This window comes from Rhizobium bangladeshense (assembly GCF_017357245.1).
GTDB lineage: Bacteria > Pseudomonadota > Alphaproteobacteria > Rhizobiales > Rhizobiaceae > Rhizobium > Rhizobium bangladeshense.
Map to the genome: position 1 here is coordinate 723,554 of NZ_CP071612.1, position 16,155 is coordinate 739,708.

The 16,155-nt window shown below is 61.6% G+C and carries 13 protein-coding genes; 8 read left to right on the top strand and 5 right to left on the bottom strand.

Going from position 1 to position 16,155, the window contains the following annotated elements:
- Positions 1-54 precede the first annotated feature (54 nt).
- Both J2J98_RS03520 and J2J98_RS03525 read right to left on the bottom strand, forming a co-directional pair.
- On the bottom strand, positions 55-1,350 hold the full coding sequence (locus J2J98_RS03520) for an NAD(P)/FAD-dependent oxidoreductase (RefSeq protein WP_138395548.1): 1,296 nt from the start codon (positions 1,348-1,350) through the stop codon (positions 55-57).
- An 8-nt stretch (positions 1,351-1,358) separates the two neighbouring features.
- Positions 1,359-2,795 (bottom strand): glutamine synthetase family protein, encoded by a 1,437-nt coding sequence (locus tag J2J98_RS03525; protein ID WP_064709908.1) that lies wholly within the window; start codon positions 2,793-2,795, stop codon positions 1,359-1,361.
- A 125-nt stretch (positions 2,796-2,920) separates the two neighbouring features.
- On the opposite strand from J2J98_RS03525, the gene J2J98_RS03530 reads away from it, so the two are divergent.
- The 4 genes from J2J98_RS03530 to J2J98_RS03545 all read left to right on the top strand — a co-directional run bounded on the left by J2J98_RS03530 (position 2,921) and on the right by J2J98_RS03545 (position 9,251).
- Positions 2,921-4,102 carry a BaiN/RdsA family NAD(P)/FAD-dependent oxidoreductase gene (locus tag J2J98_RS03530; RefSeq protein WP_207602347.1) on the top strand — a complete coding sequence of 394 codons (1,182 nt, stop codon included), beginning with the start codon at positions 2,921-2,923 and terminating at the stop codon, positions 4,100-4,102.
- Positions 4,103-4,245: 143 nt separating this feature from the next.
- Positions 4,246-4,389 carry a hypothetical protein gene (locus J2J98_RS03535; RefSeq protein WP_207602348.1) on the top strand — a complete coding sequence of 48 codons (144 nt, stop codon included), beginning with the start codon at positions 4,246-4,248 and terminating at the stop codon, positions 4,387-4,389.
- A gap of 309 nt (positions 4,390-4,698) precedes the next feature.
- The gene (locus J2J98_RS03540; protein ID WP_207602349.1) at positions 4,699-7,230 is read left to right on the top strand and encodes a methyl-accepting chemotaxis protein; all 2,532 of its coding nucleotides are present in this window, start codon (positions 4,699-4,701) and stop codon (positions 7,228-7,230) included.
- A 173-nt stretch (positions 7,231-7,403) separates the two neighbouring features.
- Positions 7,404-9,251 carry a methyl-accepting chemotaxis protein gene (locus tag J2J98_RS03545; RefSeq protein WP_138395552.1) on the top strand — a complete coding sequence of 616 codons (1,848 nt, stop codon included), beginning with the start codon at positions 7,404-7,406 and terminating at the stop codon, positions 9,249-9,251.
- Here the strand turns inward: J2J98_RS03545 and J2J98_RS03550 are convergent.
- On the bottom strand, positions 9,224-9,478 hold the full coding sequence (locus tag J2J98_RS03550; RefSeq protein WP_207602350.1) for a hypothetical protein: 255 nt from the start codon (positions 9,476-9,478) through the stop codon (positions 9,224-9,226). The two genes, J2J98_RS03545 and J2J98_RS03550, sit on opposite strands and share 28 nt — an antisense overlap.
- Before the next feature lie 88 nt (positions 9,479-9,566).
- On the opposite strand from J2J98_RS03550, the gene J2J98_RS03555 reads away from it, so the two are divergent.
- The gene (locus J2J98_RS03555; RefSeq protein WP_064709913.1) at positions 9,567-10,436 is read left to right on the top strand and encodes a LysR family transcriptional regulator; all 870 of its coding nucleotides are present in this window, start codon (positions 9,567-9,569) and stop codon (positions 10,434-10,436) included.
- 110 nt (positions 10,437-10,546) lie between these two features.
- Here the strand turns inward: J2J98_RS03555 and J2J98_RS03560 are convergent, their stop codons facing one another.
- Complete coding sequence (locus J2J98_RS03560; RefSeq protein ID WP_064709914.1) at positions 10,547-10,783, bottom strand: SMc00767 family acetate metabolism repressor; 237 nt, start codon at positions 10,781-10,783, stop codon at positions 10,547-10,549.
- Positions 10,784-10,804: 21 nt separating this feature from the next.
- Entirely contained in the window at positions 10,805-12,094 is a 1,290-nt protein-coding gene (aceA, locus tag J2J98_RS03565; protein WP_207602351.1) for an isocitrate lyase, read from the bottom strand.
- Between the two features lie 192 nt (positions 12,095-12,286).
- Between aceA and J2J98_RS03570 the strand changes: the two genes are divergently transcribed.
- The 3 genes from J2J98_RS03570 (at position 12,287) to J2J98_RS03580 (ending at position 16,155) form a co-directional block, all read left to right on the top strand.
- Complete coding sequence (locus J2J98_RS03570; protein WP_207602352.1) at positions 12,287-13,696, top strand: helix-turn-helix domain-containing protein; 1,410 nt, start codon at positions 12,287-12,289, stop codon at positions 13,694-13,696.
- A 126-nt stretch (positions 13,697-13,822) separates the two neighbouring features.
- Complete coding sequence (locus tag J2J98_RS03575) at positions 13,823-14,920, top strand: polyamine ABC transporter substrate-binding protein (protein WP_207602353.1); 1,098 nt, start codon at positions 13,823-13,825, stop codon at positions 14,918-14,920.
- A 92-nt stretch (positions 14,921-15,012) separates the two neighbouring features.
- On the top strand, positions 15,013-16,155 hold the full coding sequence (locus J2J98_RS03580) for an ABC transporter ATP-binding protein (RefSeq protein ID WP_207602354.1): 1,143 nt from the start codon (positions 15,013-15,015) through the stop codon (positions 16,153-16,155).

Consider the following 16,155-nt stretch of genomic DNA (forward strand, 5'->3'; position numbering starts at 1 on the left):
CTGTCAGGCACCGGTTTTAGAGCGAATTCCCGGAAGAGGAAATCCGCAATCGGACTAAAACTTGTCGCGAAGCGCAAACCACGACAAGGCGAGGAAAAGCAACGGCGCCCGCATCCAGGCTCCGCCGGGGAATGCGGGAATATCGAGCGACTTGAACAGGTCGAGATCGCCGGATTTTCCGAGCACCGCTTCCGCGTAGAGCTTGCCACAGTAGTTTGACAGCATGACGCCATGGCCGGAATAACCGCCGATCGAGGTGACGCCGGGCATCACCTCCCGCACGAAAAGCTGGCGCGGCATGGTAATGCCGACGCTGCCTCCCCAGGCATGGGTGATCTCGATGTCTTTCAGGTCAGGATAGATTTCGCCGATCTGCCGACGGATATGCTGCGATATGTCTCGAGGATTGTCTGCCGTGTAGGCCTCGCGTCCGCCGAACAGCAGGCGGCCTTCGAATTTGCGGAAATAGCGCACGACGAAGCGCGAATCGGCGACAGCCTCGCCGCCCGGCAGCACATCAGGATAGTTTTCGAGTGGAACGGTGGCGCCGATGAAGGAGCGGATCGGCATGACATGGCTTGCCGTCACCGGCTCCAGATTGCCGATATGGCCGTTGCAGGCGATCAGCGCCCGCTCGGCGGTGATCGTCCCTTTTTCGGTTTCGATCGTCACCTTGCCGCCGCCTTGGCGGACCGCTTTTGCCGGGGTCATCTCGAAGATGGCGGCGCCGGCATTGGCGGCCACTCGCGCCAGCCCGATGAGCAGCTTCAGCGGATGAATATGGCCGGTGCCGACATCACGCACGCCGCAGTGGAATCGCTTCGAGCCGAGCCGTTCCTGCGTTTCCTTGCCGTCCATAAAGCTCAGGTGCGGATAGCCGTAGCGCTGAGCGGCGATTTCGGCATTCTCACGATAGTCGCGTTCGTAGCTTGCCTTGTGTGCGACGTTGAGCTGGCCCGGCACATAATCGATCTCGATCTGATGTTCTCCGGCGAAATCGAGAAGATGGCGCTTGGCCGCCTCGGCGACATCGAACAGCGCCTTCGAGCGTTCGTAGCCGATTTTTTCCTCAAGCTCTTCCGGCCACCATCGCTGGCCGGTGCCGAGCTGACCGCCATTGCGCCCCGACGCTCCGTCTCCGAAGCGCCAGGCCTCGATCAGCACCACCGAAACGCCTGACCTGGCGAGGTTATAGGCGGCCTGGAGGCCGGTATAGCCGCCGCCGACAATAGCGACGTCGCATGTCCTCGAGCCGTCGAGAGCGGCGTAGGTCGGTCGCTCCCCGACGGTTGCCTGATACCAGGTCAGCCCGGGCGCGATCGGGCTCTGCCACATCTGCTGCGGTGTCATGACATCCCTCACACGTTAAGCAGAAGAAACTCCCGCTCCCAGGGGCTGATCACCTGCATGAAGGTCTCGAACTCGCCCCGCTTGACACCGGCATAAAGGCCAATGAACTGCTTGCCGAACACCTCTTCAAAGGCGGGCTCATCCTCCATCAGCGCGACGGCTTCCAGCAGGCCGCGCGGCAGATCGATCGAGCCCTCATTGGCCGAATCCTCCGTCGGCGCCGTCGGTTCGATCTGTTTCATGATACCGAGCAGGCCGGCGGCGAGCGAGGCGGCAAGCGCCAGATAGGGATTGGCGTCGGAACTCGGCAGCCGGTTTTCCACCCGCCGCGCCTGCGGATCTGAAACCGGAACGCGGAAGGCCGTCGTCCGGTTGTCGTAGCCCCAGGCATTGTTGACCGGACAGGACATGTCGGGTTGCAGGCGCCGGTAGGAGTTCACATAGGGCGCAAGCATCGCCATCGCGCTCGGCACGAATTTCTGCATGCCGCCGATGAAATGGAAGAATTCCTTCGAGGCCGATCCGTCCGCATTGGAAAAGACGTTCCTGCCCGTCTCGATATTGACGACCGACTGATGGATATGCATCGCCGACCCCGGCTGGCCCTGCATCGGCTTGGCCATGAAGGTCGCGTAGATGTCGTGCTTGAGCGCCGCCTCTCGGATTGTGCGTTTGAACAGAAATACCTGGTCGGCAAGCTCGATCGGGTTGCCGTGGCGCAGGTTGATCTCGAGCTGCGCCGGGCCCTCTTCGTGGATCAGCGTATCGATCTCCAGCCCCTGCTTCTCGGAGAAATGATAGATGTCGTCGATCAGCTCGTCGAATTCGTTGATGCCGGCGATCGAGTAGCCCTGGCCCCCGAGAATCGAGCGGCCGGAGCGGCCTTTGGGCGGGTGCAGCGGATAGTCGGGGTCGTCATTCTTGGCGACCAGGTAGAACTCGATCTCCGGCGCAACGATCGGCTTCCAGCCGCGATCATGATAGAGGCTCATGATCCGCTTCAGCACGTTGCGAGGCGTATAGGGCACTTCCCCGCCATCCGAATCGACGATGTCGCAGATCACCTGGGCCGTCGGGTCGCTTTCCCAGGGCACGACCGATAGCGTCGACAGATCAGGCATCAGCTTCAGGTCGCTGTCACGGGGCTCGTATCGGAAGCTTTCCGTCTCCTCCGGATACTCGCCCGAAATCGTATGCCGGTAGATCGCCGAAGGCAGCGCCAGCGAGGTGTTCGAGGTGAATTTAGAACTCGGCATCATCTTGCCGCGCGGAACGCCGGCAAGGTCCGGCGTGATGCATTCGATGTCTTCGATGCCCCTGGCCCGCAGCCACTGTGCTGCTTCCTTCCAGTTCGCAACGCCGCGCAGAGATCCGGGGTCCGGAGGTGTTTTCGTCGAGGCGGGTACGTTTCTGGCAGGCTTCAGCGTCGTCTTTTTTGGGGACATGACACACCGGTTTGGTTGATCGTGGCGCCATCATAGCCGGACTTTGCCAATTGGCGAGGGGCTGAAAACGTTGACTTTCGCCCTTTGATGGAAAAGAAGACGCCGACTGGATCGGGGAAAAGAGTTTGCAGCGCAAAAGCGACGTCATCGTCATCGGCGCCGGGGCCGCCGGCATGATGGCGGCCATTCGCGCGGGTAAACGCGGCCGCTCGGTCGTGGTCATCGACCATGCGAGGGCGCCCGGCGAGAAGATCCGCATCTCGGGCGGCGGTCGCTGCAATTTCACCAATATCCATGCCGGGCCCAAGAATTTCCTGTCCGCCAATCCGCATTTCTGCAAATCGGCGCTTGCCCGTTTCACGCCGGCCGATTTCATCGCCATGGTCGATCGGCACGGCATTGCCTGGCACGAAAAGACGCTTGGCCAGCTCTTCTGCGACGACAGCGCCAAGGACATCATCCGCATGCTCCTGGACGAGATGCGTGCAGTCGGCGCGGTGCTGCAGCTCGGCACCGAAATATCGGGCGTCGAAAGGATGGCGGCGGGATTCCGCGTCTCCACGAGCCAAGGCGTCTACGAGGCATCCTCGCTGGTCGTCGCAACCGGCGGCAAATCCATCCCGAAGATGGGCGCCACCGGCCTTGCCTATCGCCTTGCCGAGCAGTTCGGCCTGGCCGTGCTCGAAACCCGCCCGGGTCTGGTGCCGCTGACGCTCGATCCCGGCCTGCTCGCAAGCATTGCGCCGCTTGCCGGCATTTCCGCCCCGGCTGAAATCCGCCATGGCCGGACCGCCTTTCGCGAAGCCCTGCTGTTTACCCATCGGGGCTTAAGCGGACCGGCCGTCCTGCAGATCTCCTCCTATTGGAGGGAGGGCGACGAGATCGTCGTTGCGGTCGAACCGGATGTCGATATCGTCGCGCAGCTGAAGACGGCAAAGCAGCTGAATGGCCGCCAGTCGGCCCAGACGGCGTTGGGGGAGATCCTGCCGAAGCGGCTGGCGCAGTTTCTCGTCGAGCGCGAAAATATTACCGGCAATATGGCCGACCTGCCGGACAGGACGCTGCAGCGCCTTGCCGCCGGCGCCCAGAACTGGATCGTCAAACCTTCTGGCTCTGAAGGCTACCGCACCGCCGAAGTGACGCTCGGCGGCATCGACACGGCGGCGCTCGATTCCCGCAGCATGGAGGCAAGGGCCGTGCCCGGCCTCTATTTCATCGGCGAATGCGTCGACGTCACCGGCTGGCTCGGCGGCTATAATTTCCAGTGGGCCTGGGCCTCCGGCTTTGCCGCCGGTGAATGCGCGTAGATATCCGCTATATCGATTCAAGACTTCTTAAGAGAGGTGCGCCATCCTGTCTCAATTGCCGGCTGCGAAGGCTGTTCCCAAATTAAGCTTTACCGGCAAGCCTTTTTGTTGGACTGTAGTGTCATAAGAGTGAGGTTTCGAGCATGAACAGAAACGCACGACGCGCCCGCGCCATCGCAATCACCCAGGCAAAACCTGACGCCCGGATGGCCACCCTGCGATACCTGATGCTCGCAGCCGGCGCGACCGCCGCCAGCCTGGCGCTGCTGCTCGCCCATTTCATCTGATCTGCCCGCGTATCTGAAGGCAAACTTGCCGGCTTCCGATTGCCACATTGCGGCCGCGCGGGGCATATTTGCAGTTATTTCACCGCCTTGGCTTAAGCCGTCAATACTGTTTATCTGAAAATTAATATCTAATCCGACACAATTGCCCGCGATTATTTGGGCGTTTCCAAGTCTGCTTGGATATGAACTGGCAATGACTGCCGCCTGGCCTCCGGGTTTCCCAATGGAAGTAGAATAGTCCGATGTGCACTCGGCTGGCGCCTCATGGCTGCCCGCGGGAGGAGTAGTGTATGAAAGGCCCGGAACGCTATGTTGATTGACAAGATTCTATCCCGATTCAAGATCAAGACGAAGGTTCTGATCTTCGTTCTGCCCTTTGTCGTCACCATTTCGGCGGTCGGGTTGACCGGCCTTTATGCATCCGGGCTTCTCCAGGGGCGCATGGAAATCTCCAACAGCGTGCTGCAGTCGCTGAGCGGGTTCAAGGATCTTTACGGCTCGATGGATGATTTCCTGCGCATCACCAGTCCGGAGGCGCGCGATAAGCTGCTTGCGGATCTGAAGACGCAGCAGGGCGTACTCGATCAGACGCTGGACCAGGTCGGTGAAGAGGCAGCTGGCCGCGACAGTCTCGCGGAAGCTTCGAGCCGCACCAATGACATTTCGGGCGTGGTCGACAAGCTTTGGGGCCTGCATGAACAGGAACAGGCGCTGCACGAGCAGATCGACGCGGCGCAGAAGAGCCTGATCAGCACCCGATTCACCGTTTCATATCAGGCTGAGGAATTGCAGAGCGCGCTGCAGCGCGACGAGAGCGACGCCACCGTTACCCTTCGTACGGCCGATCGCCTGCTGAAAGGCGGCGATTTCCTCGGCACCGTCGCCAGCGGCTTCAGCAAACCGCAGACGCCGCAGGACAAGATCGCCTTCATCAATGAACAGATGCCCGAGATCGTCAAATCCCAGCGCCTGATCGCCATTTCGGTTCCGACCAATCAGAAGAACGTCGTCGAAGCCCTGGCCGCGACCATCGACAGCATCAAGGCGATCGCCCAGATGCCCAATCCGACCGACGAGAACATCGCCGAACTCGGTCGTCTCGTGTCGCGCTTCCGCCAGACCTCGACCTATACGCAGCTGACCGCGACGCAGAAGATGCGCGAAGCGACCCAGCGTTTCGCCGAGCTCGAAGGCCGCATCGCCCAGACCAACTCCGTCCTTCAGGATACGCGGCGCCTGGAAAATTCCGTCTATGCGCTGCAGATCGTCCTTTCCGATTTCCTCGCCGATCCCAGCAAGGATAACCTCGTTCGCCTGCAGCAGCAGGCCGGCACGCTCGGCAAGGACATGCAGGTTCTGACCACCAGCGCCAACGGCATGGGCTTTGCCGAAGGCATATCGGGCGCGATCCAGCCTGCGCTCGACGCCATTTCCAACGGTGGCTCGAAGATCGTCGGTACGATCGGCGAGCGTGTCGCGGCCTATGCCGCCGCCCGCCAGGAACTCGACCAGATCTGGACGAAGCTGACCGATTTCGCCGAGCTCCAGAAGCAGACGGCTGGCACCGAGCGCACCCAGGCAAACAGCATCTCGGTCCTGACCACCGGTCTCGGCATCCTGCTGTCGATCCTCGGCGGCATCGCCCTGGTGCTGACCTTGCAGCGGCCGATCAGCCAGATTACCGCCGCCATGCGCCGCATTGCCGAGGGAGCGCTGGATACCAGCATATCAGGCGAGCAGCGCCACGACGAAATCGGCGACATGGCCCGCGCGCTCGGCATCTTCAAGGAAAATGCCATCTCGAAAATCCGCATCGAGGAACAGAGCGACGAGGAACGCGCTGCCGCCGAACACGAGCGCCAGCGCAACGACGCCGAAAAGCGCGAGATGGACCGCCAGATCGAATTCGCGGTCAACCAGCTTGCCGCCGGCCTTGAACGCATGTCGCAGGGCGACATCTCGACAACGATCGAAACCCCCTTCATCGGCCGTCTCGAACAACTGCGTCAGGATTTCAATGGTTCGATGCTGCGCCTGCAGGCGACGATGAGCCAGATCCGCGACAATGTCGAGTTGATCCAGGGCAACGGCAATCAGATGGCCCAGTCGGCCGAGGATCTCTCCAAGCGCACGGAACAGCAGGCTGCCTCGCTCGAAGAGACCGCCGCTGCCGTCGATCAGATCACCGTCACGGTCCGCTCGTCGGCCGAACGCGCCAAGGATGCCGACCAGATCGTCCGCCAGGCCAAGCGCAGCGCCGACGATTCCGCCGTCGTCGTCAACAACGCCATCGATGCGATGGGCCGCATCGAGGATGCCTCGCGCCAGATCGAGCAGATCATCGGCGTCATCGACGAGATCGCCTTCCAAACCAATTTGCTGGCGCTCAACGCCGGCATCGAAGCGGCGCGCGCCGGCGAGGCCGGTAAGGGCTTCGCGGTCGTCGCCATGGAGGTGCGCGAACTCGCCCAGCGCTCCGCCGCCGCCGCGCAAGAGATCAAGGGCCTGATCAACAAATCGACCAGCGAGGTCAGCTCCGGCTCGCAATTCGTGCAGGAGACCGGGACGGTGCTTGCCAAGATCAGCGCCCAGATCGTCACGATCAGCCAGCATGTCGAGATGATCGCCCGCGCCAGCCATGATCAGTCCAACGCGCTGCAGAGTGTCAACTCGACGGTAAACCAGATGGACCAGATGACGCAGAAGAACGCCGCCATGGTCGAGGAGACGACCGCCGCCAGCCGCGAACTGGCCGACGAGGCCGATGCGCTGCGACGCCTCATCCAGCAGTTCAAGATCCATGGTGAGGCTGCCGAAGCGCAGGTCTACCGCGCCGCGTGATCAAGGCCGATGTCCAGTCATCCGAACGGCCTCGGTTTTCCGGGGCCGTTTGCGTGTTGGGTAGAAATCGCCCGCAAACGGGACGGACGAATATCTCGGGCGACCCAGATTTATGGAAAATTTTCCTTAACGCTTTTCCTCTAATTTAGCCCTCGTTGCCGTCGGGGGTTTTGATGCTGCGCTTTTTCTCTACGTCTATCGTTCGCCAGATCGTTGCGATCACATTGTTTCTCCTGGCGATCAGCACGGCCGCCATCGTCGGCGTGATCTATTACAATCTGAGCCGCCACGTGATGGACGGAGCTGTCTCCGACGCCCGGAACGCCGCCCGCTCGATGGCTGTGCTCTACGGCGCGGCTGACCCGGCCGCGAAGATCGAGGTGAAGGACAATCAGCTCGCCACGGTCACGGAAGAGGCGGTTCCGGTCCTTGCCGATCATTCGCTTGTCGACCGCACCGCGCAATCGATCGCCGGTGTCGCGACGATCTTCCAGAAGCAGGGCGGCGACTACGTCCGCATATCTACCAATGTGAAGAAGGAAAACGGCGATCGCGCCGTCGGCACCAAGCTTGCAGCCGAACACCCGGCCCAGGCGGTTCTCGCCCGGGGCGAGGCGTATTACGGACCGGCCGAGCTATTCGGCCGCAAATTCATGACCGGTTACTTCCCGATCAAAAACGCGTCGAGCGCCAATATTGGTATTCTCTTCATCGGCATTCCGATGGAGTTCTACTATCAGCGCATGAATGAGTTGCTGATCCTGGTTCTCGGCATCGGCGCCGTCGTCATGCTGCTCGTGGGTGTTCTCGCCTTCTATGCGATCCGCCTGTCGGTAAAGCCGCTGCAGGCGCTGACCGCGAGCGTCCACACAATTTCCTCGGGGGATCTCGACAGGGTGGTCCCCTGTCTCGAGAAGAAGAACGAGTTCGGCGAGATTGGTCGGGCGCTCTCGCTCTTCCGCGACAGCGCCCGCGCCCGGCGCGATCTGGAGACCGAGGCCTCCGAACAGCGCGCGCTCAGCGATGCCGAACGCGCCAGGAACGATGCTGACAAGCGCTCGCTCGACGGCCAGATCGATTTTGCCGTCAGTCAGCTTGCAGCCGGCCTCGGACGCTTGTCGCAGGGTGACGTCTCGCAAACGATCGGCACGCCGTTCGTCGGCCGACTGGAGCAACTGCGCGTCGATTTCAACGCTTCCCTTCTGCGTCTGCAGGATACGCTGTCCGGCATCCGTGACAGCGCCTCGACGATACAGCGCAACAGCGGCGCCGTCTCCGCTTCTGCCGGCGAGCTGTCCAAGCGCACCGAGGCGCAGGCGGCTAGTCTCGAAGAAACCGCAGCGGCGGTGGAAGAGATCACCGTCACGGTCCGCTCCTCCGCCGAGCGTGCCCGCGAAGCCAACAATGTCGTGGCCGCGACCAAGAAGACGGCCGACAATTCCGGCGCCGTGGTCGGTGATGCCGTCGCCGCCATGGAGCGCATCGAAGGTGCCTCGCAGCGTATCGAGCAGATCATCGAGGTGATCGACGATATCGCCTTCCAGACCAACCTTCTGGCGCTGAATGCCGGCATCGAGGCGGCGCGGGCGGGCGAGGCGGGCAAGGGCTTTGCCGTCGTCGCCCAGGAGGTCCGCGAGCTTGCCCAGCGCTCGGCTGACGCGGCGCGCGAGATCAAGTCTCTGATCGAGACGTCAAGCCGCGAAGTGACGGCCGGCTCGGAACTCGTCCAGAAGACCGGCAGCGTCCTTGCTTCGATCAGCCAGGAGATCATCGCGATCAGCGGCCATGTCGAGACCATCGCCACCGCCAGCCGCGATCAGTCGGCCGCCTTGCAGGAAGTCAACAGTTCGGTCAACGCCATGGACCAGATGACTCAGAAGAACGCGTCGATGGTTGCCGACACCACGCAGGCAAGCCGCCTGCTCGCCGGCGAGGCCGATACGCTGATGGCGCTGATCGAGCGTTTCCGCATCGGCGCGGAACCTGCGGCCGCTCACTTCGGCGCAAGGAAAGTCGCCTGAGGAGCACGGCCACGGCCGCCGCAGCATTTAGCCCCATCCTTGCGGCGTCTTTCCTTTGACGCGGCGCCCTTGATGATGAGATCGAGCGAGGTCAGCCAGGCGGCGAAGCGGACGGTGCTGCTGTCTCCGAACTCGGCATAGAATTGATCCTCGTCCGCCTTGCTGCCGCTCGGCCAGCGATGGTGGCGAAATCCATGGACGCCTACAATGGTGATCATGTCGATCATGGGATGTCCTTTCCATTCAAGACATCTCACGATTTAGGCATCAAGTTTGTCTTTATAAACAGCGAAATCCACGTTATGTTTTTCAATAATGAAAAATGCAAGTTGGGATTCCTATCAGCTTTTCCTGCAGGTCGCCCGGCTCGGCGGCTTGACTGGAGCCAGTGCCGCAAGCGGGCTGAGCCCTGCGACCATTGGTCGGCGCATGCTCGATCTTGAACAGGAGGTCGGCCGCGCCTTATTTTCGCGTAGTCAAACCGGATATCGCCTGACTGGGGATGGCCAGGCGCTGCTCGATCACCTTCAGGAGATGGAGGCCGCCGCCCGCAAGGTCGAAGCCTGGCGGCAGTCGGGTGAGGGCGGTACGACCGTTAGGATCACCGCCGGTACCTGGATCGCCTGGCTCCTGACGGAGAATTTCGCCGCGATCCGCATGCCGGGCGATGCGTTTGCCATTTCGCTCACCATCGGCGAAACGAGGGCAAATCTTGCCTACCGCGAGAGCGATATCGGCATTCGCGCCTTCGAGCCGGAGGAGGGCAATCTTGCCGCTCGCCAGCTCGGGGAGGTGGCCTATGCCGTCTATAGCAGACGCAATGCCGCCGAGACCGACGAGCGCTGGATTGCCGTCGGCGAGGAGGAGGCGATCTCGGCCTATCTGCGCTGGCCGCATAGCCATGCTGCGGCCGGTATAGTCGCCACCGTCAACCGACCGCGTTCGTTGCCGGATCTGGTGCGCGCCGGCGCCGGCAAGGCCGTGCTTCCCTGTTTCGTCGGCGATCTCCATCCCGATTTGCAGCGCCAGGGCGGCGAATTGCCGGAATTGCGCCACCGCCAATGGATCGTGATGAATGCCGAGGACCGCCATCGTCCCGAGATCCGCACGGTAGCCGACCGCATGACCAAGCTCATCCGAAGCTATGCCGATCTCTTCGCCGGAAAGCGTCCAAGCCGCGGCTGATGCCGAGGGCAGAAGATGGAAAGACGATGAGGCGTCCGCGCATTCTTTCGAGGCGCGGACGCTGTGGTCGAGGCAGGCGGAGCCATATGCCCGGGCCGCCGGCTGTTTCGTCAGTGCCGGTTGGTGACGACGACCGGGATCAACAGGTCGCCCCAGTTGCCGTCGCCGCCGTGATGACGAGCCGAGCGCACCAGTTCGACAGAAACGCCGGCCTCGACGGCATTCATGACGGATTGGTTCAGCCGATGCAGGTCGTTGGCGAGCATGCGGATCGTCGTCTGCTGATCCTCGCTCATGCTGGATGCCTGCTCCTCGGCCCGTTCCCGGACGCGTGCGATGGATGCCATGATCTTATCCTCCTCTTCTGGTTATTCCGCAGCCGGTTTGAACTGCGCATGTTCGGTTGAATCGTGCATCGCGGTGGTCGAGGACCTGCCGCCTGTGATGGCGAGCGACACGGCGTCGAAATAGCCGGTGCCGACCTCGCGCTGATGCTTGGTGGCGGTATAGCCGTTCGCCTCTGCGGCGAATTCGGCCTGCTGCAGCTCCGAATAGGCCGACATCTGCCGCTGCTTGTAGCCGCGCGCCAGCTCGTACATGCCGTAGTTCAGCTGGTGGAAGCCGGCCAGCGTGATGAACTGGAACTTGTATCCCATCGCGCCGAGCTCGCGCTGGAACCTTGCGATTGTCGCCTCGTCGAGATTTTTCTTCCAGTTGAACGAAGGCGAGCAATTATAGGCGAGCAGCTTGCCGGGATGGACCTTGTGCACACCTTCGGCAAAACGACGCGCCTGTTCGAGATCCGGCTTGGAGGTCTCGCACCAGATCAGGTCGCAATGCGGCGCATAGGCCACGGCACGGGCGATGCAAGGCTCTATGCCGTTTCTGACCTGGTAAAAGCCTTCGACCGTGCGCCCGGCATCATAGTCGACGAAGGGCTGGTCGCGCTCATCGATATCCGATGTCAAAAGCTTTGCCGCTTCCGCATCGGTGCGGGCGATGACCAGCGTCGCGACGCCCATCACGTCGGCGGCGAGCCGAGCGGCGTCGAGATTGCGGATATGGGCGGCCGTCGGGATGAGAACCTTGCCGCCGAGATGGCCGCATTTCTTCTCCGAAGCGAGCTGGTCCTCGAAATGGACGCCTGCTGCACCCGCCTCGATATAGGCCTTCATGATCTCGAAGGCGTTGAGCGCCCCGCCGAAACCGGCTTCCGCATCGGCAACGATCGGCGCAAACCAGGTGTCGACGGAGAGGCCGTTGCCTTCGGCGGTCTCGATCTGATCGGCGCGCTGCAGCGTGCGGTTGATGCGCTTTGCAAGTTCCGGCCCGGCATTGGCGGGATAAAGCGACTGGTCGGGATACATCGCCGATGCAGTATTGGCGTCGGCCGCCACCTGCCAGCCGGAGAGGTAGATCGCCTTCAGCCCGGCGCGCACCATCTGCATGGCCTGATTGCCGGAGAGCGCGCCGAGCGCGTTGACGAAGTCCTCCTTATGGATGAGCTGCCACAAGCGATCCGCGCCCATTTCGGCGAGCGTATGGCTGAGCGCCACCGATCCTCTCAGCCGCTGCACGTCAGCGGCCGAATAGGGCCTCTCGATACCGTCGAAGCGGCCCGCTGGTGCGTTTCGGACAAGCTTGTAAAAATCGGTCATGTTGCTCTCCTAAGCTGAAAACCGTTACCGGATGAATGAATGACAAAATTGACAATTTGCGCGGTTATAGCCAGGAAAACCTTTGATTTTGGGGCGGGAAAGAGGTTAAGATGACGAGGATTGACAGAGGGGCGCTGTGAATTTGTAAAATTTTGTAAATAGAACGCTCCTCGTCTTTGTCAAAGGTGTGACATGGCGGAACGGAAGATCTTCGCAGGTCCTAAGCTTCGGCGCATCCGCAATGCGCTGGCGCTGACTCAGACCGCGATGGCAGAGGCTCTGGAGATTTCGCCCTCCTACCTGAACCTCATCGAGCGCAACCAGCGGCCATTGACAGTGCAGCTCCTGCTGAAGCTCGCGGCCGTCTACCGGGTCGATCTGGAGGAGTTGCGGGGGCAGACCGGCGGCAGTCTCGGCCAGCTGAAGGAGGTCTTCGCCGACCCGCTGCTGTCAGGCGAGCTGCCGGGCGATCAGGAATTGGTGGAGGTGGCCGAGGCGGCGCCGAATGCCGCAAGCGGCATGATCAAGCTCTATCGCGCCTACAGGGAACAGGCAGCCCGGCTGTCCGATCTAACGGCGCTGATGGTGGCCGAGGGGCATGCGCCCGTTGCGGCCGGCCGGCTGCCGCTGGACGAACTGCGCGAGACGTTGGAGCGCCGATCGGGCTATTTTGGGCGGATCGAGACAGCGGCGGAAGCCTTTGCTGCGACGTTGCCCGGCGGCCTCGATCTTGCGGCGGGGCTGAAGGACTGGCTGCGCGCCGAACGCGGCATTGCGGTGCGCGTCCTGCCCGTACACGTCATGCCGGATCTGCGCCGCCGTTTCGACCGTCATTCGATGCGGCTTTTCATCTCGGAACGGCTGTCGCCGGCCGATCGTGCGCACGAGATATCAGTCGAGGCAGCGACCCTTGCTTTGCTGTCGGCCATCGATGCCGAGCTCGATGATCTCTCGCTTTCCTCCGCCGAGGCGCGTCGCATCGCCCGCTTCGAGCTTGCCCGCATTGCGGCCTTGGCGCTGGCAATGCCCTATGAAGCCTTCCTTTCGGCAGCCAAGGCGACTCATTACGACATCGATATTCTTCGCGCACGTTTCGGCGTCTCCTTCGGCCATGCGGCAACGCGTCTGACGATGCTGCAGCGACCCGGGGCGGCAGCCATCCCCTTCTTCCTGGTCGAGATCGATGCGGCCGGCCACCGGCTGCGGCGCGCCGGCGCCCAGGGCTTTCCGCAGGCTCGTTTCGGCGGCGGCTGTCCAAAGCTCAATATCCACGCCGCCTTCCTGCAACCGGGCCAGATTCTCGCCGAGACGGTCGTCATGCCTGATGGCGCATCCTTCCTGACGGTTGCCCGAACCCTGGAGGGGCCGAGCGTCGAATTCGGAGAAAGGATCAGGCGCACCGCGATTCTGGTCGGCTGCGATGCCGCCCTCGCAGATGGCACGGTCTACGGGCAGGCGGCGGCGCTCGACCCGGTTGCGATCGGGCCGGCCTGTCGGCTTTGCGAGCGGCGCGGTTGCCTTTCCCGCGCCGAGCCGCCGGTAACGCGACCGCTCGGGCTCGACGAGATGGTGGCGGGCCTTAGCGCCTTCGACTTCCGGTGATTGTGAAATGATTGAAGGCGCATTTTTTGCGCTTGTGGGCTTAGAAATTCCTTCTTAGTCTGCGGGCAAAACCAGAGGGAAAAGATGTCCGCGGATGCGGGCTCTTCGAACAAAACAGGAGAAATCATGAGGTCAACCATCGCAACCGTGACGGCCGTCGCCATTGCCGCGCTCCTTACCGCCGCGCCGGCCGTTGCGCAGGAGCGCGTCGTCAACGTCTACAACTGGTCGGATTATATCGACGACAGCATCCTTGCTGATTTCACCAAGGAAACCGGCATCAAGGTCGTCTACGACACTTTCGATTCGAACGAGACGGTGGAAACCAAGCTGCTTGCCGGTGGCACCGGTTATGACGTCGTCGTTCCCACGGCCGACTTCCTGCAGCGACAGATCCAGGCCGGCGTCTTCCAGAAACTCGACAAGTCGAAGCTGCCGAACATTTCCAACATGTGGGACGTAATCCAACAGCGTACAGCTGCATATGATCCCGGCAACGAATATGCCGTCGACTACATGTGGGGGACCGATGGTATCGGCTATAACGTCAAGAAGGTCGCCGAAATCCTCGGGCCGGATGCCAAGCCCGGTCTCGAAGTGATTTTCGATCCGAAGGTCGCCCAAAAGTTCAAGGACTGCGGCATCTACGTACTCGACACGCCAAAGGACGTCATGACCACGGCGCTGCGTTATCTCGGCCTCGATCCGAACTCCACCAAGGCCGAGGATTTCAAGAAGGTCGAGGAATTGCTGACTGCGGTGCGCCCCTATATCCGCAAGTTCCACTCGTCCGAATATATCAACGCCCTTGCCAATGGCGACATCTGCATTGCCTTCGGTTATTCCGGCGACATGCTGCAGGCCCGCGACCGCGCAGCCGAAGCCAAGAATGGCGTCGAGGTCAATTATTCGATCCCCGTGCAGGGCGCCCAGATGTGGTTCGACATGATGGCGATCCCCGCCGATGCCAAGCATGTGGCCGAAGCGCATGAGTTCCTGAACTACCTGATGAGGCCCGAGGTCATCGCCAAGGCGAGCGACCACACTTTCTATGCCAATGGCAACAAGGCCTCGCAGCAGTTCGTCAGCAAGGAAGTGCTGGAGGATCCGGCTATCTATCCAACCGAGGAGGTGATGAAGAACCTGTTCACGGTAAAGCCATGGGACCCGAAGACTCAGCGCACGGCGACGCGGATCTGGACGAAGGTCGTCACCGGCCAGTAAATTGATGCCAGGCCCGGACGGAAACGTCCGGGCCTTTCAGTTACCGGCCGGGGTGGGAGGCCGGCTGAAAACTTATATTCTCGGGGAATATTATGAAATCTTTGGGCAATATCCGCCGCGCTTTCGCACCCTGGACCGATCCGTCCGCAAAACCGTTCATTGCCTTCAAGAATGTCACCAAACGCTTCGGAAATTTCACCGCCGTCGATGATCTGTCGCTTGATATCTATCACCGCGAGTTCTTCGCGCTGCTCGGTGCGTCCGGCTGCGGAAAGTCGACGCTTCTGCGCATGCTTGCCGGCTTCGAACAGCCGAGTTCGGGCGAAATCATCCTCGACGGCACCGATCTCGCCGGCACGCCGCCTTACAAGCGGCCGGTCAATATGATGTTTCAGTCCTACGCGCTTTTTCCGCATATGACCGTCGAGAAGAATATCGCCTTCGGCCTGAAGCAGGACGGCATGCCGAAGGACGAAATGGCCGAACGCGTGACGCAGATGCTGAAGCTCGTAAAGCTCGAGCAATTTGCTTCGCGCAAACCGAACCAGCTCTCCGGCGGCCAGCGCCAGCGCGTCGCGCTCGCCCGTTCCCTCGCCAAGCGTCCGAAAGTGCTGCTGCTCGACGAACCGCTCGGCGCGCTCGACAAGAAGCTACGCGAGGAAACCCAGTTCGAACTGATGGACCTGCAGCAGACACTCGGTCTCACTTTCGTTGTGGTGACCCACGATCAGGAAGAGGCGATGACCATGGCCGACCGCATCGCGGTCATGAGCCACGGCAAGGTCGTGCAGGTGGCAACGCCGGCCGAAATCTACGAGGCGCCGAATTCCCGCTTCGTGGCTGACTTCATCGGAGACGTGAACATCTTCGACGGCAAGGTGACGACGTCAGGAAACGGGGCAGTCGAGGTCGCCGTCGAAAGCGGCTTCACGATCCGTACCGCTGCCACGGAGACGCCGGCGGTCGGCAATAGTGCCGGTTTTGCCATTCGCCCGGAAAAGATCCGCGTGACGCGCGCAGCACCCGCGAACGCCTCGGTCAACGCTGCCAAGGGTGAGATCTGGGATATCGCCTATCTTGGCGACATGACCGTTTTCCACATCAAGCTGCCGAGCGGAAAATTCGTCAGAGCCTCTTCCCTCAACGCGCAACGTTCCGTCGAAGACCCCTTCAGCTATGATCAGGACGTCTGGGTCTCCTTCGATGAGAATGGCGGCGTGCTGCTGAAGGACTGA

Coding starts and splice junctions, on each gene's coding strand:
- J2J98_RS03520 (WP_138395548.1), bottom strand. CDS start 1,350: ATGACACCGCAGCAGATGTGGCAGAGCCCGATCGCGCCCGGGCTGACC.
- J2J98_RS03525 (WP_064709908.1), bottom strand. CDS start 2,795: ATGTCCCCAAAAAAGACGACGCTGAAGCCTGCCAGAAACGTACCCGCC.
- J2J98_RS03535 (WP_207602348.1), top strand. CDS start 4,246: ATGAACAGAAACGCACGACGCGCCCGCGCCATCGCAATCACCCAGGCA.
- J2J98_RS03540 (WP_207602349.1), top strand. CDS start 4,699: ATGTTGATTGACAAGATTCTATCCCGATTCAAGATCAAGACGAAGGTT.
- J2J98_RS03545 (WP_138395552.1), top strand. CDS start 7,404: ATGCTGCGCTTTTTCTCTACGTCTATCGTTCGCCAGATCGTTGCGATC.
- J2J98_RS03550 (WP_207602350.1), bottom strand. CDS start 9,478: ATGATCGACATGATCACCATTGTAGGCGTCCATGGATTTCGCCACCAT.
- J2J98_RS03555 (WP_064709913.1), top strand. CDS start 9,567: ATGAAAAATGCAAGTTGGGATTCCTATCAGCTTTTCCTGCAGGTCGCC.
- J2J98_RS03560 (WP_064709914.1), bottom strand. CDS start 10,783: ATGGCATCCATCGCACGCGTCCGGGAACGGGCCGAGGAGCAGGCATCC.
- aceA (WP_207602351.1), bottom strand. CDS start 12,094: ATGACCGATTTTTACAAGCTTGTCCGAAACGCACCAGCGGGCCGCTTC.
- J2J98_RS03570 (WP_207602352.1), top strand. CDS start 12,287: ATGGCGGAACGGAAGATCTTCGCAGGTCCTAAGCTTCGGCGCATCCGC.
- J2J98_RS03575 (WP_207602353.1), top strand. CDS start 13,823: ATGAGGTCAACCATCGCAACCGTGACGGCCGTCGCCATTGCCGCGCTC.
- J2J98_RS03580 (WP_207602354.1), top strand. CDS start 15,013: ATGAAATCTTTGGGCAATATCCGCCGCGCTTTCGCACCCTGGACCGAT.